At 29.8% G+C, this 23648-nt stretch carries 25 protein-coding genes and 1 pseudogene; 3 read left to right on the forward strand and 23 right to left on the reverse strand.

Going from position 1 to position 23648, the window contains the following annotated elements; all coding sequences use genetic code 11:
• Nucleotides 1–41: 41 nt before the first annotated feature.
• Complete coding sequence (locus RSD37_RS08105; protein ID WP_346946217.1) at nucleotides 42–671, reverse strand: DUF488 domain-containing protein; 630 nt, start codon at nucleotides 669–671, stop codon at nucleotides 42–44.
• A gap of 152 nt (nucleotides 672–823) precedes the next feature.
• On the opposite strand from RSD37_RS08105, the gene RSD37_RS08110 reads away from it, so the two are divergent.
• Both RSD37_RS08110 and RSD37_RS08115 read left to right on the forward strand, forming a co-directional pair.
• Nucleotides 824–1309: a permease gene (locus tag RSD37_RS08110; protein WP_346946218.1), complete on the forward strand. Its 486-nt coding sequence runs from the start codon at nucleotides 824–826 to the stop codon at nucleotides 1307–1309.
• Nucleotides 1306–1845, forward strand: coding sequence for a permease (locus RSD37_RS08115; RefSeq protein WP_346946219.1), 540 nt, complete (start codon nucleotides 1306–1308; stop codon nucleotides 1843–1845). Before RSD37_RS08110 ends, RSD37_RS08115 begins: the two co-directional genes overlap by 4 nt.
• Nucleotides 1846–2022: 177 nt before the next feature.
• On the opposite strand, the gene RSD37_RS08120 is transcribed toward RSD37_RS08115, so the two are convergent.
• From RSD37_RS08120 to RSD37_RS08195, 16 genes and pseudogenes are all read right to left on the reverse strand, one after another.
• Nucleotides 2023–3153 (reverse strand): DUF5808 domain-containing protein, encoded by a 1131-nt coding sequence (locus RSD37_RS08120; protein ID WP_346946220.1) that lies wholly within the window; start codon nucleotides 3151–3153, stop codon nucleotides 2023–2025.
• 1 nt (nucleotide 3154) lies between these two features.
• Nucleotides 3155–3541 carry a GntR family transcriptional regulator gene (locus tag RSD37_RS08125; protein WP_346946221.1) on the reverse strand — a complete coding sequence of 129 codons (387 nt, stop codon included), beginning with the start codon at nucleotides 3539–3541 and terminating at the stop codon, nucleotides 3155–3157.
• A gap of 15 nt (nucleotides 3542–3556) precedes the next feature.
• Complete coding sequence (locus tag RSD37_RS08130) at nucleotides 3557–5197, reverse strand: ABC transporter permease (RefSeq protein WP_346946222.1); 1641 nt, start codon at nucleotides 5195–5197, stop codon at nucleotides 3557–3559.
• Nucleotides 5190–5903, reverse strand: a complete 714-nt coding sequence (locus RSD37_RS08135; protein WP_346946223.1) for an ABC transporter ATP-binding protein — start codon at nucleotides 5901–5903, stop codon at nucleotides 5190–5192. The genes RSD37_RS08130 and RSD37_RS08135 overlap by 8 nt, the downstream gene beginning before the upstream one ends.
• Before the next feature lie 351 nt (nucleotides 5904–6254).
• Nucleotides 6255–7454: a DHHA1 domain-containing protein gene (locus RSD37_RS08140; protein WP_346946224.1), complete on the reverse strand. Its 1200-nt coding sequence runs from the start codon at nucleotides 7452–7454 to the stop codon at nucleotides 6255–6257.
• A 113-nt stretch (nucleotides 7455–7567) separates the two neighbouring features.
• The gene (locus RSD37_RS08145) at nucleotides 7568–9559 is read right to left on the reverse strand and encodes a translation factor GTPase family protein (RefSeq protein ID WP_346946225.1); all 1992 of its coding nucleotides are present in this window, start codon (nucleotides 9557–9559) and stop codon (nucleotides 7568–7570) included.
• Nucleotides 9560–9720: 161 nt separating this feature from the next.
• Nucleotides 9721–10047, reverse strand: coding sequence for a hypothetical protein (locus tag RSD37_RS08150; RefSeq protein WP_346946226.1), 327 nt, complete (start codon nucleotides 10045–10047; stop codon nucleotides 9721–9723).
• On the reverse strand, nucleotides 10047–10424 hold the full coding sequence (locus RSD37_RS08155) for a hypothetical protein (RefSeq protein ID WP_346946227.1): 378 nt from the start codon (nucleotides 10422–10424) through the stop codon (nucleotides 10047–10049). Before RSD37_RS08155 ends, RSD37_RS08150 begins: the two co-directional genes overlap by 1 nt.
• Nucleotides 10425–10873: 449 nt before the next feature.
• Nucleotides 10874–11731 carry a hypothetical protein gene (locus tag RSD37_RS08160; RefSeq protein ID WP_346946228.1) on the reverse strand — a complete coding sequence of 286 codons (858 nt, stop codon included), beginning with the start codon at nucleotides 11729–11731 and terminating at the stop codon, nucleotides 10874–10876.
• Nucleotides 11732–12040: 309 nt separating this feature from the next.
• Complete coding sequence (locus RSD37_RS08165) at nucleotides 12041–12871, reverse strand: IS30 family transposase (RefSeq protein ID WP_346946229.1); 831 nt, start codon at nucleotides 12869–12871, stop codon at nucleotides 12041–12043.
• Entirely contained in the window at nucleotides 12855–13112 is a 258-nt protein-coding gene (locus RSD37_RS08170) for a hypothetical protein (protein WP_346946230.1), read from the reverse strand. The genes RSD37_RS08165 and RSD37_RS08170 overlap by 17 nt, the downstream gene beginning before the upstream one ends.
• Before the next feature lie 283 nt (nucleotides 13113–13395).
• Entirely contained in the window at nucleotides 13396–13608 is a 213-nt protein-coding gene (locus RSD37_RS08175) for a hypothetical protein (RefSeq protein ID WP_346946231.1), read from the reverse strand.
• A 193-nt stretch (nucleotides 13609–13801) separates the two neighbouring features.
• Nucleotides 13802–14277, reverse strand: a pseudogene (locus tag RSD37_RS08180) (DsrE/DsrF/DrsH-like family protein).
• Nucleotides 14278–14455: 178 nt separating this feature from the next.
• The gene (locus RSD37_RS08185) at nucleotides 14456–15226 is read right to left on the reverse strand and encodes an ABC transporter permease (protein WP_346946232.1); all 771 of its coding nucleotides are present in this window, start codon (nucleotides 15224–15226) and stop codon (nucleotides 14456–14458) included.
• The gene (locus RSD37_RS08190; protein ID WP_346946233.1) at nucleotides 15220–15921 is read right to left on the reverse strand and encodes an ABC transporter ATP-binding protein; all 702 of its coding nucleotides are present in this window, start codon (nucleotides 15919–15921) and stop codon (nucleotides 15220–15222) included. Before RSD37_RS08190 ends, RSD37_RS08185 begins: the two co-directional genes overlap by 7 nt.
• Nucleotides 15921–16289: a GntR family transcriptional regulator gene (locus RSD37_RS08195; protein ID WP_346946234.1), complete on the reverse strand. Its 369-nt coding sequence runs from the start codon at nucleotides 16287–16289 to the stop codon at nucleotides 15921–15923. Before RSD37_RS08195 ends, RSD37_RS08190 begins: the two co-directional genes overlap by 1 nt.
• Before the next feature lie 192 nt (nucleotides 16290–16481).
• Between RSD37_RS08195 and RSD37_RS08200 the strand changes: the two genes are divergently transcribed.
• Nucleotides 16482–17540, forward strand: a complete 1059-nt coding sequence (locus RSD37_RS08200) for a hypothetical protein (protein ID WP_346946235.1) — start codon at nucleotides 16482–16484, stop codon at nucleotides 17538–17540.
• A 269-nt stretch (nucleotides 17541–17809) separates the two neighbouring features.
• On the opposite strand, the gene RSD37_RS08205 is transcribed toward RSD37_RS08200, so the two are convergent.
• From RSD37_RS08205 to RSD37_RS08230, 6 genes are all read right to left on the reverse strand, one after another.
• Nucleotides 17810–18457, reverse strand: a complete 648-nt coding sequence (locus RSD37_RS08205; RefSeq protein WP_346946236.1) for a class I SAM-dependent methyltransferase — start codon at nucleotides 18455–18457, stop codon at nucleotides 17810–17812.
• 73 nt (nucleotides 18458–18530) lie between these two features.
• On the reverse strand, nucleotides 18531–19424 hold the full coding sequence (locus RSD37_RS08210) for a radical SAM protein (RefSeq protein ID WP_346946237.1): 894 nt from the start codon (nucleotides 19422–19424) through the stop codon (nucleotides 18531–18533).
• Nucleotides 19425–19433: 9 nt separating this feature from the next.
• The gene (gene aac(6'), locus RSD37_RS08215) at nucleotides 19434–19883 is read right to left on the reverse strand and encodes an aminoglycoside 6'-N-acetyltransferase (protein ID WP_346946238.1); all 450 of its coding nucleotides are present in this window, start codon (nucleotides 19881–19883) and stop codon (nucleotides 19434–19436) included.
• Between the two features lie 60 nt (nucleotides 19884–19943).
• The gene (locus RSD37_RS08220; protein WP_346946239.1) at nucleotides 19944–20561 is read right to left on the reverse strand and encodes a GyrI-like domain-containing protein; all 618 of its coding nucleotides are present in this window, start codon (nucleotides 20559–20561) and stop codon (nucleotides 19944–19946) included.
• Nucleotides 20562–20805: 244 nt separating this feature from the next.
• Nucleotides 20806–22506, reverse strand: a complete 1701-nt coding sequence (locus RSD37_RS08225) for a methyl-accepting chemotaxis protein (protein ID WP_346946240.1) — start codon at nucleotides 22504–22506, stop codon at nucleotides 20806–20808.
• Between the two features lie 132 nt (nucleotides 22507–22638).
• Nucleotides 22639–23214, reverse strand: coding sequence for a TetR/AcrR family transcriptional regulator (locus RSD37_RS08230; protein WP_346946241.1), 576 nt, complete (start codon nucleotides 23212–23214; stop codon nucleotides 22639–22641).
• Nucleotides 23215–23648 lie beyond the last annotated feature (434 nt).

Raw genomic sequence — 23648 nt, forward strand, 5'->3', positions numbered from 1 at the left:
ACTGTATTTTTTATAAATAATAACGCCAAGTATCATAGATGCTAAGAATTTTGTTTATTACTTAAGTGTTCTACTCTATATCCGATCTCTTTATTTGCAATTCTATATCCTTCTTCTATCAATTCCTGCTCTGTAGGCTCATTTCCCAAAAGACTATCTATAGTCATCTGCCCTCTATTGCTAAAATATTTTTCCAGCAGATTCTCTTCAATTTCTTCTTGTGATGCTAAAGAGTAATCATCTAAAATATGTTTAACCTGGAATTTACTATTTCTTAATGCTCTTCCAACTAGAATACTTCTATGACACCTTATAGGATCTTGCATTGCTCCCATTAGTGCTATCCTATAACCTTTTTCACATCCACTACCTAATCTTTCAATTCCACTTTTAAAATCCTCTTCATAAATTACTCTTTGAAAATCTGAATATCCCTCATCAAAATAAGATATTTTATTTTCCCTATTAGCTGCAAATTCCTTTGCCATATAAATATATATAAAACCCTCTTTTGTTAGAGTTTCTCTTATAGTTTCCTTATCAAACTGAATATTATATTTTGAATATGGGATCCCTCTTATATCTACAACACAATTTATATGATAATGTCTTAGCATATCTATTAACTTCTCTACAGTATAATTTGAATGTCCAATTGTAAATATCTCCATGCTGTCATCTCCTAATCTTATAAAATCTGTTAACTAAACCCTTATAGTCTAATATCATTACCACCTTATAATCTTAATATTACACTTATTAAAAATCACCATCAACTTGTAATATTCATATTATAATAAATAACCTTATTGGAAGTGATATTATGACAGGAGTTATTTTATATACCTTAGCTTTTATATTACTTATAATTTCTTTTATTAAAAGTAAAGATAAAACTATAAAAGCTATCAAAATTGCCTTTAAATCCTTTGAAAATATAATGCCTCAGTTCTTAGGTATTATTATTACTGTTGGTATACTTTTATCCCTAATAGAACCAAATACTATCTCTAAATTAATAGGTTCAAATTCTGGATTTTTCGGAATACTTACCTCTTCAATCATTGGTTCAATAACCATGATGCCTACCTTTGTAGCTTTCTCTACTGGTAATTCTCTACTTCAAAGCGGTGCTGGATATCCTCAAGTTGGAGCTTTGATTTCTACCCTTACCATGGTTGGTATTATGACTTTTTCTCTTGAATCAAGATATATGGGAAAAAAGGCTGCCTTTCTTAGAAATTTTATAGCATTTCTATTTGCATTTGTAGTTGCTTTCTTTATTGGTAAGGTTGTGTTTTTACTATGAGAAACCTATATAGAATATTAAAAAGATACTCCTTCTTTCTTATTTCATTACTTGTGCTTATAATAATATTTTTCTTTGACTTTCATTTAGCTACTAAGAGTTTTTTAAGTGCTCAGTCTAGCTTTATGCAAATGCTCAGTGTACTTCCACCTATTATGATAATCCTTGGACTTATAGATGTATGGATTCCTCGTGAAACTCTTATAAAGTATATGGGAGATGATTCTGGATTCATGGGTGTAGCCCTTGCCATGCTAGTAGGTTCTATCGCTGCTGGACCTATGTATGCAGCCTTTCCATTTACTGCAGTGCTTCTAAAAAAAGGTGTAAAATTTAGCAATATAATTATATTTATGAATGCTTGGTGTGTTACTAAAATCTCCACATTAATATTTGAAGTTTCAGCTATAGGCTATAAATTTACTATAGCAAGGCTTATCATAGATATTCCTGGTGTTATTATTATGGGGTATTTAGTTCAACATTTTATGGGCAAAAAATCTCTAGATGAAATTTATTTAATGCATATGAAATAAAATATTAGGTCAAATATTCTAAGGATATTACGCAAAATAGACCAGAATACTTACTAGTTATTTTTTCACATATAAATCAAAGCCTATATCTTATTACATAATAATTAAAGATATAGGCTTTGTTATTTAGTTATATTGCTGATAACTATTTATTTTTATTTTCTTAATATTTGAAACTTAACCAACTACCCTACTTATAACCATTGAAGCTATTATAAAAATAATAACTATGCCTATAGCAATCCATGATTTTTGATGTCCAAAGTTTAATGTCCAACCAATTTCAATTCTCTTTTCTACCATCCAAGCTGGATCATTTTTATTATAGTATAAACTACCTAGTATCCAATTATTATCATCGTCCTTGTATAAATCATCTTTTTCCTCTAAACCTTCAGTAATTTTTCCATTTTGTCCAATTCTAATGAATAATACTATGAAAATAATTATCATTAAAAATAACATTAGGGTGAATAAAAATTCCATTGGTGCAGCTTCAAATCTAAAGAGCATAGATCCTTGTATTACAGAAAATGAAGTTAACATTATAATTGCCATAACCATCATCATTATTGACCCTAATCTCTTAAACCGCTTTTTTCTTATTACTGCTTCCTCTATACTTCCACTATTTAAATCTACTTTTGAATTAATTATCATTACATTGATAAGAGATAATGTGATTACTAAAAATAGCTGTGATAGGGGAAGTTCATATAATGCAAACAATCCTCTTAATGTTCCTTTTTCAAACTGTCCAAAGTTTGAATATGGCATTTCCATAATTCCCGGTAAAGTATTATATTTATATAGCGTCAATGCTCCCATAGCTATAGGAAATATAAATAATAACAAGAACCACTTAGAATTTATAGGTCTAATCTTTTCATCTTTCTTTGGTTTTCTTAAGGTAGTATCTACTACAACTACATTCTTAGTTTTGTAAGTCCACCCCTTTTCCCTCTTTAATTCTTTAGTTTTCTTATGAAAGGGAATAAATAATATAACATTTGAAGCTAAAACTGCAAACATGACTACTGCTACTATAGCTTCTAAAATACCTTCATTAGAGTTAGATAATAGAAAGTATCCCATATTTACCACACTAAGAATAGCTATATATAAAACTAACACTATATGCCTAAAGGATTTCTCTAGTACCTTTAACTCAGGCTCATTTAGGTACTTCTTAGGAAATCTAACTCCAAAAAATACACCACTATTTGATAATTTGTTCATATAATAAGTTATGGTGAGCATCATTAATATGGATATATTAACTGTAATCAAAGGCATCCACTTCTCCATACTAATTATCTCCTTTCATAAATTCATTAAAGATATTATCTATTCCCTCTTTAATTTCATCTTTGCTTATCCCTCTATTAAAGCATTCTGCCATATAATATTCTAGTTCACATCTGAAATTTTCCTCAAATTTTTCCTGGGACCCTTTTAGATTTAAAGATATAAATGCGCCTTTTCTTCTATCGATCTTTATATATCCATCATCCTTTAAAAGGGAATAGGCTTTGTTTACTGTATGCATGTTTACTCCAATGTCCTCAGCTAAGCCTCGTACCGATGGAAGTTCTTCGCCTTCTTCTATTTGACCCTTAGCAATTCCTTCTATAACTTGGTTTTTAATTTGAAGATATATAGATATCTCGGAGTCAAAGTCTATTTTTAAAATCAAATTCTCATCTCCTATCTAACAACCTAATTTGTTAAATAATTTTTCTCCCTTTGTTTTTAAGATTATTATTGATAATGTATCTAAGATTACAAGTAAAGCTGTTATACCACCAAGATACATATAAATGTTAGTTATTTTAAGGTACTTAATAGAAAGATAGCATATTCCAATTACTATTGCTACTAAAATTACACCCATAAACATGCTCATCATAGAACTTAAACTTTGCTTAACTACCTGTGTCTCATTTTTCCAATCTAACTTTGGAAAGTATAAGTTAATTATTATTCCTGATACTGATACAAGTACTGAAAGCAGTGTGGGTATTATTAGTGTCCACATTGCATTAATCAATGTTAAATCTAAACCTATCCAGAATAAAACTGTGCATAATATTATAGAAGGCATCAAAATAACTAGGTTTACACAAATTTTTCCTTTAAATATATTCATGGCACTAACTGGGGAAGATTTTAAAATCCAAAGATTTTTTCCTTCCAGTGAGATAGATGAACCCGTTGTACAACTTAGTCCTACTCCAAAAGAAATTATTATTAGAGGTATAAATTGAAGTAAGTCCATCATTACAGGCATCATCATTGAGATATCCACATCACTAGATTGAACCATGAATTTAACTAATCCCTCCCCCCCAACAAATAATGCCATAACCGCTGCTACAATAACTAGGATTACTCCTACAGAAGTGTTCATAACATAAATGGAAGAAGACAAATATCTCTTCAGTTCCTTTTTTAATAAAGCCTCTACCTGTGATGATGTTTTTAAAGAAGTCATCTTATAATTTGACCTCTTATAGGTTTCTCCAAGTCTCAAGTTTATCTCTTTAAAGCTTCTAGCAAAAACAGCAACAAACACAATAAATGGAACTAAAGACCATATAATTAGCTTTCCTAATGATACTATATTCAAATTTGCTAATGCATCAGCATAATAAAATCCAGGTGGATATATCTTATTTATAGCTTCTGATATAGATGTGCTGTTAACCATAACATAGTTCATGATATCATTCATTTTAAAGGATGCAGCCATTACTCCAATTAATAGTACAATGCTTAATATAGTTAAAACTGCATTTTTATATCTCGTCTTAGAAGAAAGATAGCTAAGTCCAAAGGCAAAAACTGATGCCAAAACTATTGGTATAAGTGGTATAAATATAATTGCAACTACCATAAATACAAAGAATACTGGACTTACATTTACATTTCTAAAATACACTATAGATGTTGGAATTATTATAAGTGCTGTGAACAAATAATTTAATAATAGCAATTCTAACATTTTACTGGTAAGAATTACACCCGGTTTTATTGGTAAACTCATTAAATTTTCAAAATCTCTTGATCCAAATAGAACTCCTTGGGCTTTATAAACCGAAGTAAAGAAGGTAAACATAACAGTCATAGCAACTGCGCTAATTAATATTAAATCTACCATCCCAAATTGCTTTAACATCATTGCAAGTCCAGAAGCGTAGAAAATAATCAACGCTCCAATAGCTACAATTCCTATTAAAATACTTGCTCCAACAAAGGTATTTTTAGCTCCATTTCTTTTTGCATTTTTGATATTGTTTATACCTAATGAATTTATAATATTTGTTTTTAATAAAATCCCTAGTTTACTCATTATCAATCAACTCCATAAATATTTCTTCAAGACTTCCATCACCCTTAACCTGATCTGTAGTTCCTAAAGCCACAATTTTTCCACCCTTAATAATTGCAATATTATCACATAGTTTCTCTGCTACCTCTAAAACGTGAGTTGAGAAAAATATTGCTCCACCGCCATCACACAATTCTCTCATAAATCCTTTTAAAATATGAGTTGCCTTTGGGTCTAGTCCTACAAAAGGCTCGTCTAAGATTAATAACTTTGGGTTATGAATTAATGCAGATATTAAAGCTAGCTTCTGCTTCATACCATGAGAGTAGGATGAAATTAAATCTCCAAGAGACTTAGTAAGTTCAAATGCGTCGCTATATTTCTTTATAAGCTTCTCCCTCTGTTCCTTAGACACTTCAAAAATATCTCCAATGAAGTTTAAATACTGTATTCCAGTTAATGAATTATATAAATCAGGATTATCTGGAATGTACGCTATCTCCCTCTTACATTTCATTGGCTCTTTCTTTATGTCATTACCATTGATTAAAATAGTTCCTTCTTCGAAATCTAGGATTCCTACTACGGCTTTAATAGTTGTAGTTTTTCCTGCACCATTATGTCCAATAAAACCAAAAATTTCTCCTGGCTTTACATCTATTGAAACGTTGTCTACAACCTTTTTACCCTTACTATAAGACTTTGATAAGTTTTTTACTGTTAACATTAAACCCACACCCCTTTTGTTATAGTTGTTATATATATAATATAACAACTATAACAAAATTTCAATGAGTTATTAAGAATATTTTTACAACAGTTTCAACAAAATATAGACTTCCACAACTAATATTCTATACTTGTATTTTATGTATTTTTTTAGTTCCTCTAATGCATATTTATCATTTGGCTCAAAATAGTTATATGACGTTCTTCTTGTAAATGCATTAAGTTCTCGCAATATATCTGTGCTGTCAGAAATACTTTTATTGTAAAAAACAGCTGTAAACCTTAAAGATTCACAGCTATTTACTACATATATTTTATTCTTTTATAATTAACTAAAATTACTAATTAATTATAGTTTTTGTTTAATTTTATTAACAGCGTAATCTAAAGTAGAATCAAGATTATTGTTGTTTTTCCCTGCTCCTTGAGCTTGATGACTGCTTCCGCCACCCTTTCCATCAATCAAAGTAATTGCATCTTTTAGAAGTTCATTCATGGACACTCCCTTGAAATCCTTTGACGCCGCAAAGATTAAATTAGCTCTATCCTCACTCTTTACTGCCATTAATACTATAGTATTAATGCTCTCTACAATTTTTGATGCAACCTTACCTACATGTTTTACATCTTCCTTATCATATATCCTTTTAACTACAGTAACATCTCCAACTTTTTCCCCTAGCTCTATCATTTCCTTTACTTGATAAACAGCTACGTCTTCGCTTATTTTCTTATTTTTGTCTAAAGCTTCTTTAAGCTTTTCATTTAAATTCTTTATTCCATTTATAGCTTCATCTTCACTGGCATTTAAGTATCTACATACACTTGTTGTAAATCTATCCTTCTTAAAAGAATCCTCAACAGCTCTTCTTCCTGCAACATATTCTATTCTTGTTGCCCCCTTATGTTTTTCCCATCTTCTTACCTTAATCATTCTAAGCTCTAGTGTTGAACTTGGATGTACACCACAGCAAGCATTTATATCTAAATCATCAATTTTAACAACTCTTATCTCTTCATTAGTATTAGGAAGTGCTCTTCTAAGTCCCATTTTCTTTAATTCTCTTTTATCAGGAATTAAAAATTCAACCTTTAAATTATCTCCAATGATAAGATTTGCTGCTTTTTCAGCTTCTCTTATCTTATCTTCTTCTAAGATTCCCTCTATATCCACAGTACATATTTCTCTTCCCATATGAAAAGCAACTGTGTTAGCATTAAATATCTTATAAAAACAACCAGATAATACGTGTTGTCCTAGATGCTGATCCATACCATCTCTTCTTCGATCCCAGTCTATAGAACATTTTAATTTGTGTATCTTTATAGGCTTCTTTTCTAAAACATGATAGATTACACCATCTTCTTCGTATACGTCTATTACCTTTTCATTTTCTATAGTACCTAAATCACAAAACTGTCCTCCTCCACCTGGGAAGAATGCTGTTTTATCTAGTACAACATGGAACCTACCATCCTTTTCTTCAACTCTCTCAAGTTCTGCCACAAAATCTTTTATATATTGATCTTTATAATAAATTTTTTCCATTGTAATTTCTCTCCTTTAGTGTAAATTATCTTTAACTCTTTTTTCATTATATACTACTTTGTATTTAGGTCTCTATATCCTATTTCAAAATTCACTACATTTTTATTACGCTTTTATTTTAAACAGTGCATATGCTCCCTGACCTGATCCCAAGGAACGGAGTAACCCACTCCCTTTGCACAAAATATTGAAGATGAAGTATATTCCGGATCTGCATCTTTATTGTAGCCCTTCTTTTCTATAATCTCCTCTGTATTATGACAAATATCATATCTTAAGAAAACTAGACTAAGACTTCCTTTTCCTCGTGTAAAAGCTTGAAAATCTAGGGAATAATTCATGAAAGTCGCAACAGGACCTCTCCCTGTAATTATTACTCTATTACTATAACTTCTTGGCTCTTCAAATTCTCCACTCATTTTTTGTATATCACTAAGAACTCTTCCCATAAGATTAATATCAACATCTATTTTAAATTTATAGTAGGGTTCTAACAATATGTTTTCTACCTTCTCTAACCCCTGTCTTAAAGCACGTTTTGTAGCTTCTCTAAAATCTCCGCCCTCAGTATGCTTATTATGGGCTCTTCCTGTAACTAAAGTTACCTTTATATCTGTAATAGTTGACCCTGTAAGTATTCCTCTATGTTCCTTTTCGAAGATATGAGTTCTAATTAAGTTTTGATTTCCTGTGGTTAAAAAATCACTATGACATTTATTTTCAAAGGTTATACCGGAACCTCTTGGTCCCTCTTCCAATTTTAAATAAACTTCTGCATAATGACGGAGGGGCTCAAAGTGTCCACATCCATCTCCTTCACCTCTAATTGTTTCCTTATATAATATTTCTGGAGTACCGAATTCAACCTTCAAATCAAATCTATCCTTTAACACTTCTTTTAGAACCTCTAGTTGAATACTTCCCATTATGCTTATATGAATCTGTTGAAACTCTTCACTCCAAATTACATTTAAACTACTTTCTTCACTTTCTAGTATCTTGAAAAACTTTAGTACATCTCGTTGATTTAGCTTTTCCTCAAAAATTACCTTAGCTCTTAAAGTTGGTACCATTTCATAATTCACTATATCTGATACCCCTATACCCATACCAGGATTAAGAGAACTAAGTCCAACTACTCCTAAAATTTCTCCTGGAACTAGATTATCTCTTCCTTCATACCTACTTCCATTGTAACTTCTAATTTCATTTATCTTTTCACTTAACTCTTGCCCTTTAGCCTTATAAGTAATCTGATCCTTAACTCTTAGTTCACCCTCAATACCCTTTAAAAAAGTTATTCTATTACCCTTTTCATCATATATTACTTTAAATACTCTAGCCTTAAAGATCTCTTTATCTTCGCCTAAACTTTTTATATTAATAGCTTCTTTTAGATTTTCACTGTAACTAGTATATGTAAGGCAATGAAATATTTCTAAAAACTCCTCAACTCCTTCATCTAAAAGAGCCGCTCCAGTAATTCCAATAAAAACCTTATTTTCTTTAATAAGATTTTTAAGCTTAGTTATCCAAAGTTCTTCATTATATCCATTTTCTAAATAAATCTCTAATAATTCTTCATCTCTATCTGCTATAAATTCAATAGTTTCTTCCTTTAAACCTTGTAAACTTCTCTCAGGTAATAAACATACATTACTATTCAATGTATTTCTCATCTCATCAAGTACCGCATCTACTCGTGAACCTTCTCTATCTATCTTATTTATAAATATGAAGGTGGGAATACTGTTCTTTTGAAGTAGATTCCATACCGTCTCTGTATGTCCCTGTACTCCTTCTACTGCACTTATTAAAACTATAGCATAGTCCAAAACACCAATAGCTCTCTCCATCTCAGGAGAAAAATCTATATGACCAGGGGTATCTATTAAATAATAATTATCATCCTTATAATTAAAAATCCCTATATCTGAAAAAACCGTTATGCCTCGTTCCTTTTCTATCTTGTGACTATCTAAGAAAGCCTCCTTATGATCAACTCTCCCTCTAGTTCTAATGCTATTTGTATGATAAAGCAATTGCTCTGAAAATGTGGTCTTCCCAGCATCTACATGCGCAAATATCCCAATGGTCTTCTTCATGATACATTTCCCCTTTTGTTTTCTACTTTTATTAGGTTTATTTTACCACAAAGAAAAGCATACATAGTAATTTCTCCTTATAAAACCAATAAATTATTCGTTAATTAATTCATTAATGCATAATTTAAAATAGCCATTGCAATGTTGCAATAGCCCTATATCTATTCTCCAGTAAATCTAGGTGAGGCCTTGGAATCTTTAATTATGAAAAATATATCTCCTAATTCTTCTGGTTTAAGTCCACGGTCTTGAAATATCTTATAAGTTCTTTTATCATTTTCTTGCGTATATAATCTTACAGACCCCTTCCCAGTGTACGGTATATTTATATCTGATAAACTATATTCATTACCACTTATACTACAATAAGAATTTATATACTTATACATCATTGAGTATACCTTACCTTTAAGTGGTTCATAATCATTATTAATACTATTAGCAAAGGTATTAATAGGATCTTCTCCGTCAGTATATTCACTTCTCATTATCTTATATACATGAGCGCTTCCAAGTTGTCCATAATACTTTCCACCATATCTTTTATTTTCTCATCAGGCTCTCCTAAATCTTTGATTAAATTATTTATATACACCCCAGTTACTACAGGATTATGCTCAATATCAACTCCAACAAAAGAGATTTTTTTATCCTCTGGTAGATGCTTATTATATTCATAATAAAACTTATATAAATTATAAGTATCTTGGTTATGGGCAAATGTGCCCTCAAATTTATTAATTACATTTTTTAAAGCGTTTTCGTCTCCTGTTTCTAAATATATATTTAAAAGCTCTGCCACTGAAACTGGAATTCCTAATAATACATATTTTACCCCCTTCTCTTCAATAAAATATCTAGCCATATACTGCTACATTTTAAATTGGAAATGTTAGCCCTACCCCTAAGTAATGCAGTTTTGAACTGTCTTTTTTAATGCCTAAAATAAAAGTTAATCATCATCAATAAGTTTCTTCATAAATTAATTATCGAACAACAATTATGTTTAATATTATAATACACAAATAGACATAACATCCATAATTAATCATGGAGTTATGTCTATTTGTGTATTTTTATGATTAAATAATACTCAATTAAATCACAAGGATTATATTTTGATATATTATTTTTCGCCCAATTTTTCTATTATAACTAATGTACATAAAATTATCGTAAAATGTATGGAAAGTGCTATTATAATTATGTCACCACCTGTACCAGTAAATAATAAACCTAGACCATATATAAATACAGCTAAAATTATTATTGATATAACAAGAGAGGTAATGATTTTTTTTGTAAAAGAACTCATTATCTTTCTATAAGAACTGAACCACTATGTTCATTTCTTGCATTTGTAAATCCAAAGCTAGGTTTACCATCTGAACCAAATGAAGGTGAACCTATTGATATATAAGAGTGTCCATAAGATGTAAATACACGAGCACTATTACTACTATTATTACTAAATTTAATTGGAGTTGTTAACATTCCTCTAAATGAATTATGGGTAAATAATTCAGAATCACCAGGAAGGTTGATTGCAACTGCAATTCCATTTCCAAATTGGCTTAAAGTAGTTCCAGGACGAGATATAGACCAAACATTAGAATTTTGCTCTTTATACCTAAATTCAGCACTCATTGAATTTGTAGGTGTATTTTTACCAATGATCATTTCCGATGATACATAAATACCATTTAAATCATTAAGTCTGAATTGTGGATTTGTCTTCCATTCCCAAAAACTAGTTGCAGAGTATTCCCCATAGGTAGGAGTATCATAGACTTGTAAATCTAGCCTAAGCCAACTACAACTTCCATTAGGTTCAAAACCTCCAATACTTCTTGTTTTAATATTTTCTTTAATGATTTCACAATCATACTCTTCTTTAGTAAATAACTCTGATGTGAACTCATTTTCTGACTTTGAGTTAAAAGATTTTACATCAGAAGTATCTTTAGGTGTATATTTAACATACATTTCATTACTTCCAACTAATTTACCTAAAGAATTATTATCTACAGATTCTTTAAAAGATGGAAACCTTTCTGCCCAATAGTTTGTTACATTATCTTTTTCTAAATTATTTTCAGGCTCATCTGCAAAAACAACAGTTCCTGATAACATTAAGCAAAAAGATAATATTATAGTAATAATTTTTTTCATAGTATCTCCCCCTAAATTTTTTTATATACAGTTCAATTTATAGTTTGAATCCTGCATATGTGACAATCATATACAGTATTGTCACATATTTCAACATATTTAGTTAAACTTTACAGTATGTTTACAATATTTATATGCAGTCTATATGAAAATATAATAAATAATGGGCTTCTTGAAGATGAGATTGAATATTGTCAAAAACTTATGCAGACAATAGAAAATAATAAAGTTGTATCTACATTTCCATCAGGCAAATTGCAATAACAAATTGAACTAATTTCTATATATGGCCTAAATTCTTGTGATTACTTATGCTACGTATATTATATCAATTTCAAGTGTGGATAATTCGGTAAATTCAGAGCCATTGTCACCAGTTATTGTTTTGAAAACTTGGCTGAATTCATGGCCATATAGCTTTCTGATACTGCTAATCTCATTCATGACTGCATTAGCACTATTGGACTCGATTTTACGGACAATGACATTTCTGGTCATATGCTCAAGAATGGTTAAAAGAACACAATCATCACAAGATTTTTCACCAATAACTGTATCTATCTCCCAATAGCCAAATTCCTCACGACTATTTATGTCACTTGGGCGCTTCGCGATACTTTTGCCAAGTTTCTTCTTATGTTTTCTTATAATTGCTGGCTTAGTATTTCTGCGTAGCTTCATTGGTAAGTCTATATTTTTAACAAGTATCAACCCAAGATCAATATAGTTATATAAGATTTTAGTGAAAACTATTTGAGATTGTTCAAATTTGCCCGTTTCAAGGTTTTTTCCTACGCAAGCATCTGGTGACCATGAATCATTCTTTATCTTAGATACAGCATAGTTAATAAAGTCATAGCATTCTAGACGTTTAAATGTACGACAAGAATTTAAACAATACTTTTTATAAATGGCTTCACCTGTATCTGCAAGGTAAGTATCAATATATTTCCCTTGTTTAATCTGGGTAGTAGTGCTACGGTGCATTTCATTGAGAACAGTATTCCTGGTCCGCTTTAACTCTTTAGCTATTCTATTTGGTGAATGCCAATCTTTGAGACGCAGCTGAATAGTCATGCACTCTTCGAAATTCAGGTTTTTATTTTTGCGTGATTCTGTGCTATTATTTGGGTAGTCCATAGAAATTGCTATCTAAGTGTGGCTTCTTATGAATCTTAGATTTAGATATATTCTTAAGTTTCTTTTTCTCCGCTTCTAACTTCTTAATATCCTCTATATTCATGTAAGCATAAGCATCTTCTACATCTTCCTCATATTTTTCAATATGATTTGAAGGTTCCTCTTCTTCTATTAATAAAACATAATTATAAATAGTTTCAATGATTCCATCCTCACTAAAAATTAATTTTGGGTTTGCCATTTTTCATTTCTCCTTCCCATGTTTTTATGTTTTTATGTTCTTGGGCATTCAAGCCCTTGGTATAACTAGAATTAAACCTCCTAGAGCAAAACGTAGTTTTTATACATATATATATATTTGATTTTTGTAAAAATAAAACTTTTATAAATTAAACTATATGTATTGTTAGAATTTTAAGGTGTAAATCAATAAAATAGCATGAAAAAAATCCAGTGAAAGTATTTATTTTCACTGGATTTTTAATAGATGATACTAATTAATTTATTACGTTAATTAATAATATCTATACTTCTCCTTTTCTGATTGATAGTATGGTGATTGCTAGTGTAATTGCTATTACACCTAAGTATATAGCTAATGCTAAATATTTAGGTGTATATAATACAAATAATTTATTTACTAAAATCCCTGATGTCAATCTACCAATTACAAATAAGATTGGCACCTGAACTCCAATTCCCGCTATATAACTGTTTACTTTACTTGATATAAACATGCTTACAACTACTACTATTATGCTTATGATATAAATAGCTGCAACAGTTAGAATTATATATTGAATAAATGTTATGTTAAACCAAAAGCTAGAATTGAATACAGAGTTTATATTACTTCCAAAGAACATACTTGTGTTATTATGTATAGCTCATTTTTGAAATACTCATAGAATATTATCCCTAAGATTACCATTATATAAATAATTGTATATCTGATTGAAGTGCATCCTTTAGATAATCTGTAGCTTCAATTACCTCTAGTTCAGGAATGAGTTCTTCTTCTTTAAAACCCATAACTTCCATTGAAAGCTTACAACCATAGAATTTAACACCTTTTTTTACAGCGCCTTCTAGGAATTTTGAAAGGGCTGGTGTTCCATCTTCCTTCATCATAGCTTCAAGCATTTTTTCCCCAAACCGTTAAAATTCATGTTAGAAATGGGTAATTCATCTGGACCTTTTGTAGTCATTGTTCCCATAATTTTCTCTAGCGAAGACTTGCCTTCGTTTATAGATGTATTAGGGTCTCTCAATAGAAGTAGACCCCAAAATGCAAAAAACATAGATACTTCCATTCCTAATTCTTTAGCTGAATTTGCCAGTATTAATCCGGCTAAAGCTTTATCATACTCTCCACTAAACATTATAAGGCTTAGTTTTTTATCCATTATAGCACCTCACTTTTATTTAGCGTGTGCATATCTTTATATATTATTCTCATTCATTGTAATTCTAATTATTTGTAAAGGATAGTTTTAATTTACATAAGTCTAATATATAGTTTAACAAAAAAATAAGCTCCAGTTTAAGTTTATTACTAAAACTGGAGCTTAAAATTTTTCATTGTTATTCTAAATTAAGTTTGTTCTTTAAAATGTAATTAGTTATATAAAATAAAATTGTGAAGAAAAATAACGAAGCAATTATCACACAAAGTAATGCATATTGTGGAGATATATTAACATAATTCGCGTTTGAAAATAATATAGTTGCACCTATCCCTACTATTGCTTGTTGAACAATACTTATTATCATAAATCCAGCAAATGCTCCTAATAATTTTTTTGATTTAAACAACTGGCCTATAGACAGAGCTGCATAAAGCATCATAATTTGATGAGCTAAAGATACAATTCCAAGGATTATAAATTCTATAATACCAATGATATTTGATCCAATTTCAGAATAAACATTTCTAAGTTCTCTAATTATTTGTTTAAGTACATCTGGATCATATGCCATTATAAATATAGAAATTGCTGCTACAATGGCACTTATTATAGTCCATACTATAGATACTATCAATTTATTAACTATATTTTGTGAACTTTTTACTGGGATGGTATTCATTAAATATCCTTCATCTCCAAATAGGTTTTTATAAAATCTTTGTACAGTTATAAAAAGTGTTCCTACAAAAATTGCTATCATAGTTGCAGTATATCCTAGCATTGTTATAATAGCAGGAATTCCCCCTAAGAAATCCATATTGACTTTATCTAAGTTAGTTCCAATAAATAGTTTATTAATAATTGTAAAGCCTAGTAATGCTGCATAAAGAGGTAGCATTATTCTGCCTGTAGCCTTAAATTCATATTTCATTAATTTTCTTAGCATTTAAATACCTCCCTAAATAGCTCATCCACTGTCTTTCCGCTACTTTCCCTTATTTCATCTACACTTTTTTGTAGCATTATTTCTCCATTAGATATAAAGATAACATCGTCTAAAATTTTCTCTATATCTGCTATTAGATGAGTTGAAATTATTACAGTTGCATTTTCATTATAATTGCTTATTATAGTGTTTAAAATATAATCCCTTGCTGCTGGATCTACTCCTGCAATAGGCTCATCTAATAAGTATAGTTGTGCTTGCCTACTCATAACTAAAATAAGTTGAACCTTCTCTTTAGTTCCTTTAGATAATGTCTTAAGTTTAACATCTGATTCAATGTTTAATTTATTTAACATATCATAGGCTCTCTTTTCATCAAAATCCTCATAGAAATCTTTGAAAAAAGCTATAATATCAGATACCTTCATCCATTCATTAAGATAAGTTCTTTCTGGAAGATAGGAAACTATTTTTTGAGTTTCTATACCTTGTGTAAAGCCTGCAATTTTTACTTCTCCAGCTGTTGGCTTCAATAACCCATTCGCTAGCTTTATTAAAGTTGTTTTCCCACTACCATTAGGGCCTAAAAGTCCAATTATTTTACCCTTTTCTAAAGTTAAATCAATACCTTTAAGTGCTTCCTTATTGCCATACTTTTTTACTAGTCCCTTACATTCTAAAATAGGTTCACTCATTACTCCATCTCCTTTGCCATTTTTTCTACAAACTCCATGATTTCCCCACTGCTAAGTCCTAAACTTTTCATACTTTCAAGAAAATTTACCGCTTGCTCTTTAGCTATGTCTAGCTTAATATCTTTTATCATATCTACATCCTCCGTAATAAATCTTCCACTAGTTCTTTGACTATAAACAAAACCTATCCGTTCTAACTCTGCTAAAGCTTTTTGTATAGTATTAGGGTTTACCGATGCCTCTTCTGCCAACTCTCTTACAGTTGGAAACTTTTGGCCTGGCTTGTATTCTCCTGATATTATTTTCAGTTTTATCTGCTCTATTAATTGAATATATATAGGCCTTTGATCCTTAAATTCCCATGCCATTTAATCACCTCCGTTGTATTATTGTATTAACTCCTTAATACAATAATACAACTTACAATTAATCATGTCAATACTTATTTCCATAAATATGAAAAAATTTAATTCGAAGAGGTTAAAAATAAATTAATTATCTTTAGGAGATAATATAAAATAAATTGAAACTACAAAACTACAGATTGGATGTGTTAAATTTTGTTATTGGATAAACTCAAAAATAAAATTGTTTTATATCTCTTATTAACATTAATTATTACAACCACTATGTTTACTTTTTATAAAATAGAAAGTGAAAAATCTGCAAATTGTTTTTCTACAAACAAGGGAGAATGGATTACAGTTACTGTTACTAATGATAAAAGTGATCTATGGTTAATAAATACTTATACAGAATCAAAAGAAAAGTTATTAGATAAAAAAGATGTTTTAGTAAGTGGCGTGGTTAATTCAACAGGTGATACATTAATTTACTCTGATGCTATTGGAACCAATCCATGGGATGTATTTAAACTTGATATAAAAACTAAAGAAACCGCTCAAATTACTAATGATTACTTAGGTCAATTTAATTTACATTTTGGTGATGAAAAAGGGAATATAATTTTTGCTAAAAGTGGAGGTAAATCTTCACCTAATCCCCAAATTGCAAAAATAGATATTACTAAAAATGAAGGAGAATTTCTTATTCCTGATACTGATGTAGCTATACAAGATTTTGATGTGGGCAATAATAAGATTGTTGCAATAAAATTTTCTTATAGCAAATTTATAACAAAACGATTTAAAGAACAAGATAATTCTTCAAAAATCAAATATTCTATTATAGAAATGGATGAAAATGGAGAAAACGTCAATGAATTATTAAGTATACATGCTATTAATTTACATTCAATTTCTTTTTCTGCTTCAGGAGATGATATGATTTTAGGAGGAAAAGGTCTAATAAATAATGAAGTTGGATTTTATAAATTCAATTTACAAGAAAAAAATATAAATCCTTTACTAACTGAGGAAGAACTAAAAAAAGATAGTAAAATAAATAATTTTTCTCAGCCATATAAAGGTTGTCTTAGTAGTGATGAAAAGAATATTTATTTTGTAGCTGTTCCTGCAGATACTAAAGAGATAACTTTCTCTGGAATATCAACTCATACTAATGCTTTATATAAATATAATTTTGAAGAAAAAGAAGTAACTGAGATTTTTAAACTGCCGGATGCTTTTATTCCATCAATCTCTTGTACCTATCAATAAAATCCTGTAATTACACAGTATAAGATTACTATGCAATTATAAGAAGTCTCTTATTTGTAAGTTTTTCCACAAACTAACTATTGCAAATTTGAGACTTCTTGCATTTTAGGCATCTGAAAATAAATAATAAGTCAAAGATGCGAAGGATATTTTGAGTTAGACAAGGAAGTAGGTTCCGCAGATAGTAGAACTATCTAAGGGTTCTGCTGACGACGTATCACTCAAAATAGTCTAGGAGATTGACTTATTTATTTTTTGAAGATGCCTTATTATTTTTTAATTCCACACATGCTAAATAACTGATATGGATGTGGTTTATCCTCAACTATCTTATTACCTGTATAAAATACATTTGAAGATATTTTTTCGAACTCTGCTTCCCTTAGTAATTCTTCCATATAACTAAGTTCAAATCCATTATGACCATGAAAGTCTGATACTTCATCATGAAAACTTCCTCCATCTGGACATAAATCAACAACTACTAACTTTCCATTATTTTTTAGCAAGGTATATAGTTTCTTCACTACTCCTGATACCTCAGTTATATGATGTAGTGCCATAGATGTATATATTACATCAAACTTCTCTTCATCATTAAAGTTAAATACATCACCACACCAAGTTTTCATATTATCTATATGGTTTTCTTGTATCTTTATTTTCAGCTGTTCTATCATACCTTCAGATAAATCCATCATTAGTATCTCTGAAAACCTATGAGTTAAATTTGAAGATACAAGACCTGTTCCACACCCAAACTCTAAAGCCCTTAACTTCTTGTCTTTTCCTATGTAACTTTCTATTTCAATTCCTACTTTCTTTGCTCTTTGTGCTCTATAATCTGTATCCCATTGTTTTGATTTCTCATCAAAATACATATCTTTCATCCCCTCATTTATATTAATTTTTTTCATTTTTGGAAACTCCTTATCGTATTTACTCTAAGGAGTAAGTTCGAAGAGCTAAATCATAGATTTAGATTCTCACTTAAAATAAGCTAATTTGTTCTTCTTTATATGGACTTCTATACTCCTCGATAATATCTTTCATAAGATATTTGATACCATACTTTTCACATTCAGCTTTAAATAATACCCATAATTTTTTAGAATTAAGAGATTCATATTCATATCTATCCCCATAGTTCTCAATATACTTATTAACCAAATTTTCTTTAGGAAATAATCTTCTTACCTTATCATAATAATATACTCTTTGATTTCCTCTAAGGGTAAGTCCCATTCCATAGGCAAAAATAAACTTTGCTCCAACCTTATGAGCTTCCCTAACTATATTTCTTATATTCTCCTCTGTGTCATTGATAAAAGGAAGTATAGGCATAAGTAATATCCCTGTATATATCCCATTATCCGCAAGTTGTTTTATAGCTTTAAACCTTTCACTAGAGCATGGCACATTAGGTTCTATTCTCTTGCATAAATCATCATCAAAGGTAGTTATAGTCATTTTTATTAGCACCGGTGAATGACAACTTATTTTTTTTAATATGTCAATATCTCTTGTAATAAGAGGACTTTTTGTAGCAATAGAAATCCCAAAGTTATATTTATTAACTTCTTCTAAAGCTCCCCTAGTTAACTTATAATCCTTTTCTAAAGGGTTATAGGGATCACTCATAGCCCCTGTGCCTATAACGCCCTTTCTTCGCTTGCCCTTTAATTCTTTTCCTATTGACTCAATTGCATTTTCTTTTGCTCTAACTCTATCAAAATCTTCTATTTGATAACACTCACTTCTAGAGTCACAATAGATGCATCCATGACAACACCCCTTATAAATGTTCATGTTATAATTAATATCAAACCAAGAGTTATCATAAGCATATTGAGATATTAACTTTTTTGCTTTTATATATTCCATCTTAACACCTTACTTAACACCCTCTATATTCTTCACAAAACATATAATTCTATTAGCTTCACTAAACCCAGACTTCAAATGAAAATTTAAGCTTTCAGTATTTGTAAGTTCACAGTCAGATGCAATCTGAGTACAACCCATTTCACTACTCCATTGCTCTCCGACTAATATAAGTTCCTTTGCAAACCCCTTGCCTCTACATTTAGGCTTTAAATATATTCCTTCTAAATATCCAACAGGACTATTATCAGTTCCCTCCACGTAATCAGTTCTTAAAGAAAACTGTGCAAAACCAACAGCCTCATTATTATCCTCACATATAAAGATAGCTGCTCTAGAGTTACTTAGTATCTCTCCAAACTCTTCTTCTAAATCTTTAATGGTATTATTCTCCCATAACCTAAGTGCAAGTTCACTTACACAATTAACATTATTACTTGTTGCCTTAAATATATTCATATACCCTCCCACAGCTTTGCTTAATTGCAATTATATTTTATCAATTTAAAATTTTAATATCTAAATCCTTGCGGCTGACTGTCTTATTATAGTCTTTAACTTACTTTCCTCTACTTTTCTTGGATCACTAAGATATATTTCATGGTGTTTACCACAAAGTTTATAGCCTTCTTCTAATATAGTCTCATGTAACTTCTTAATTGTGCTACCTTCATCTTTGTAAGCACCAATATATAAGGTTTCAAAAGCTTCCTCTTCCTCAAACTCAGCAAAATAAATTTTGCTTACATATTTATACATTTCTTCATCTTTAAGAGAAATTTTCATCTTATTAAATTCATCTTTTTCAAGATATTTAGGTATCTGAATCATCATTGTCCAAAGCCAATTTTCCTTAGGCTCATTCTCAAAGTTTTTCATATTTTCAGTCCACCATAATCCACTTAAAGGCATTACTACAAAGTCTAAATCATACTTCTTATATTTCATTTTCAATCCATATGCAACCTTGTATAGTGCTCCTATCTTATTCATATATTCCTCATTACCATTAGGATTTCCTTTACCATCTATTGCAATATAATAGGATTTTGGGCAAGTTACCTTTTTATATTGATGCTGCTTTACATTAAATATTTCCTTTTGTTCCTTCTTTAAATCTAATTTTGTTTTTACCATTATTAAACACCTCTATTTCTTACTTTTCTATAATATAACAAAACAAATAGGACATCATCCTGTCCTATTTGTATAAACTACTAATGTTTTTTTATTAATTATGTCTTAATTATATTATTTTATCTTTTATTGCTTTGTACTTTAATGTATGTTAATTTTCAATAATATTTAATATACAAATAGGAAAGAGCACACCTACCTATATCAATACAAGTACTCTTTCCTATTTTTTATTTAACTTCAATTAAAGCTTAAATTTATTTGTTTGATTAAGCATATCAATTGTCATATTGCTTAATTCATCTGCAGTTGCAGCAACCTCTTGTGATGAAGCGCTCATTTCCTCCGTTGATGCTGATATCTCCTCCGTGGAAGCTGAAACTTCCTGAGATACTGATGATGCAGTTTCTATTTTTTCTAAAATTATGTTCTTTTGGTCATTCACACTTCTTGATGTTGCGCTTGCGCTTTGTATCTGTGGTATTATCTCATCGACAGAAATAATAATCTTTTTAAATGAGTTTATTGCTGTATTAATATTGTCAAGTTGATTACTAAGCTTACTACTCATAGTTTCAGAACTATCTACCATTATGGTAGTTTCTTGTGAAATATTCCCTATTAAAGTGCTTATAGTCCCAGAAGAAACTCTTGATTGCTCAGCAAGTTTTCGAATCTCATCAGCTACAACTGAAAACCCTCTGCCTGCTTCTCCTGCTCTTGCTGCCTCAATAGCTGCATTAAGTGCTAGTAGATTTGTTTGATCTGCAACGCTATTTATAACAGTAGTTATTTCGCTAATTTGATTTATGTTCTCTCCAAGATTATGAATTTTTGACTTAAAGCTATCAAAAGAATTTTTCATCTCATTAACAGACATTATTAGACTCTCCATATTACTATTGTTTTCAGTAGCCATACTGCTTATACTATTAGAGTTTTTATCTATATCCTCTATTGAACTCACAATATCATCTAATTGCTTTCCAAAATCATTTAATATTCCTAAAATATCTGACAAATCTTCTGCTTGTATGCTTGTCCCACTAGCAACATCTTGTATTGCACTTGCAACACTTTCAGAAGAAGTTGACATCTCCTTAGAAACAGAAGCCAGATTTATAGAACTATTATGTAATTGTTCAGATTTATTCTTCATATCCTGGATAAGATTTCTCATACTAGACGTCATTTCGTTTATATTATCTGCAATTTCTTTTATTTCATCTTTAGAGGTTACATAACATTCTTTACTTAAATCGCCTAAAGACACTGACTTTAATGTTTCTAGTATCTTCTTTATATTTTTGTTTATAGTACTTGCAAAAATAAAGGATATGATAATGGCTATTATAATAGTTGCAACTGTTATTGCAGCGGTTATATACATTAAATTCTTTATCTTAGAATTGGCGCTATCTTTTTCTACCCCTGTAAACCACATACCTATAACCTGTCCACTTATATCTTTAATGGGTATATACTTTGCCATATATTTTTTATTAACAACAATAGCTTCACCAACAAAATCTTTTCCTTGATTTATTACTACATCACCAACCTCACTTGAGACTTTTGTTCCAGTAGCACGGTCTCCATCTTTTAATACGTTTGTAGCTACTCTTGTATCCTTCATAAAAATAGTAGCAGGTGAGTTAGTTGCAGATTTAAATTCATCAACAAATTCAATATCTCCATTTATGAGCTTATCACCTTTAAAAAGTTTATCACCATCAACTTTCCATTCACCAGGGTATTTTTTATCAAGCATACTATATCCTAAATTAATATTAGAATTTAATTGGCTGTATATGCTATTATCAATAGTTTTTGTTGTTTTATAAAAAACAACAGATAGTACCGTTATGCTTAGAAATAATAGTAATGAGATGTTAATAACTAGTATCTTGTTCTTTAAATTTAACCTTACATTTCTTGCAATCATTTGTATTCCTCCATATTAAAATTGTTTTATCATAAGTGTTTAATTGATAATTTATTTTTTCGTATAGCCATTAAAACCTTCGTTAAATAACTACCTTCAGCACAGTTTTCAACTTACTTTGCATTAATTTAACTATTTAGCTATGCTTGACCAGTATCTTTCCCACTGATGATCCATTTCAACTATTTTAATTTTCCTATTCAAAGCCGTAATTTCAAATATAAAGCTATTTATAAGTCTATAGAAAATGCTTAAATGCTCCTTAGTTGGAAGATCTTTTATTATATTTTCTCTGATGAGTTTCAAAAGAATCTCTTCTATTTTCTTATTCAATTCATTAGTTTTACTTTCAAGGATATTAAATACCTTATCCCTTAATTCATCTGGAGGAAACATTACGCTACGTATTAAAAATATAGTCCTAGAACTCTCATTCATATAAAAGTTTAAATAATATTTATATATATCATATAATGGATTTTCTAAAAGATTGTTATTGCACCCTTCAATAACCTCCTCTAACCCTTTAGCAACATCATCCCAACCGTCTTCTAAAACCTGAAGAAACAAATCTGCTTTTGAAGAAAAATGTGCATATAATGCTGCTGGCGTGATGTTTAATGAATTTGTGATATCTCTTACAGATGTAGCTGCATATCCCTTTTTAAAGAATAGTTCTATTGATTTTTCTTTCATTTTTGAATACATTATATTACCCTCTTACTTAACAAACGTTTACTTAATTATACAATATAAACAATATTTTTACAATAGCACCATGTTCGTCTATTATTAGATTCTTTTCAAGTTTTATCCACGGGTTGCATATTTTCATTAAGTTATATATCACCTAAGATATATTTCCAAACACTCTATTTCTAACGTGCACTACATCTAATTTATTCTCTTTTGATTGTTGCCTATTCTAAAATATAATGCCTCTATCCCTATGTTCTCAATATAAAAGAGAAAGGAGTATCCTTTATAGATACTCCCACAGACTGATAACATACATATTGTGTAAATGTCCTAATATACTTCATATGCAAAGACTATTCTTTTATTTGCATTTCTAATACAATGACACTTTTAATATCATTGGCTTATACTTAATCTTTTAATTTTGGTTCCCATCAATAGAA

Origin of the sequence: Clostridium sp. (assembly GCF_036646415.1) — a bacterium.
In the GTDB taxonomy this organism is placed as follows: domain Bacteria; phylum Bacillota; class Clostridia; order Clostridiales; family Clostridiaceae; genus Clostridium_J.